General features: G+C 68.9%; 1 protein-coding gene. It reads right to left on the bottom strand.

Going from position 1 to position 640, the window contains the following annotated elements; all coding sequences use genetic code 11:
- A partial coding sequence (locus H0H10_RS02310; protein ID WP_188179089.1) for an AMP-binding protein occupies nucleotides 1–640 on the bottom strand: 640 nt, incomplete at both ends.

The raw sequence follows: 640 nt of genomic DNA, 5'->3' as shown, positions 1-640 counted from the left end.
ACCGAACGGACACGCCACAAACCGCTCCGCCGTCAGACCAGGCCGGCCGACATAACCACGCGCCACCTGCGCACCCGCCACATACAACTCACCCACCACACCCACCGGAACCGGCACAAGCCGCTCATCCAGCACGAACAACCGGCTGTTGACCACCGGCCGCCCGATCGGCACCACCGCACCACACCCATCCACCCGCGCCGTCGACACGATCACCGTCGACTCCGTCGGCCCATAGGCATGCACCAGCTCCCGACCCCGCGACCACACCCCCGCCAGCTCCGCCGACAACGCCTCCGACCCCACCACCATCGACGACACCCCGGCCCACTCCACCGGATCCAGCACCGCCAGCAACGACGGCACCACACTCGCCGACCGCACACCGGACTCCCGCACCAGCCGCACCAACTGCCTTGCGTCCGCGCGCTCAGCGGCACCCGCCACGACCAGCGTGGCTCCCGAGGCCAGAGTCACGGCAACATCCAGCACGGACGCATCAAAGCTGAACGACGTGAACTGCAACACCGGCACACCCGGACCCGCCGCCAACGCCGGACCCAACGCCACCACCAGATTCGCCAGACCACCATGCGTGGCCTGCACACCCTTCGGCAGCCCCGTCGAACCCGACGTATAG

The sequence above is a fragment of the Streptomyces griseicoloratus genome (assembly GCF_014534645.1).
In the GTDB taxonomy this organism is placed as follows: Bacteria; Actinomycetota; Actinomycetes; order Streptomycetales; family Streptomycetaceae; genus Streptomyces; species Streptomyces griseicoloratus.
Note: the sequence above shows the minus strand (reverse complement) of the source record. Positions and strands in the feature narration are given on the sequence as shown.